This window comes from Sciscionella sediminilitoris, assembly GCF_000737195.2.
GTDB classification, from domain to species: domain Bacteria; phylum Actinomycetota; class Actinomycetes; order Mycobacteriales; family Pseudonocardiaceae; genus Sciscionella; species Sciscionella sediminilitoris.
Window position 1 is genome coordinate 1 of record NZ_JALM01000127.1, and the last position, 407, is coordinate 407.

A 407-nucleotide genomic window follows, 5' to 3' on the forward strand; every position below is an offset into this window, starting at 1 on the left:
TTAACGCCCGCACATGCGAACCGTCTACCACTGCGGTCTCCAACTCGAGCACATCCAGGGCGCGCAGGTGGTCGAGCAGGATTTCGTGCACGATGTCGAACACCTCCGCGTCCGTCCACTCCCGGAGCCTGCGCCAGCACGTGATCCCCGAACAACCGAAAACCTCTCGTGGTAACTGCTGCCAGGTGATACCGGTCTTGAGTACGAACACGATCCCGGCCAGCGCGGCCCGATCGTCCACTGGTAACCGTCCCGGGAACCGTTGCCTGCGAACCGGCCTTGGCGGCAGCACCGGCTCGACACGCGCCCACAACTCGTCCGGAACAAGATCGGTAATCACCCGCAAAGGGTCTCAACATGGCTCAACCCCAACCAAAACGACACGCCGATCATTTTGAAACCATCTC

At 61.2% G+C, this 407-nt stretch carries 1 protein-coding gene; it reads right to left on the bottom strand.

Annotated elements, in window-relative coordinates:
- Positions 1–340 (bottom strand): transposase (locus tag AD72_RS32530; protein ID WP_197285143.1); only part of this gene is annotated, 340 nt, incomplete at its 3' end.
- Between the last annotated feature and the right edge of the window lie 67 nt (positions 341–407).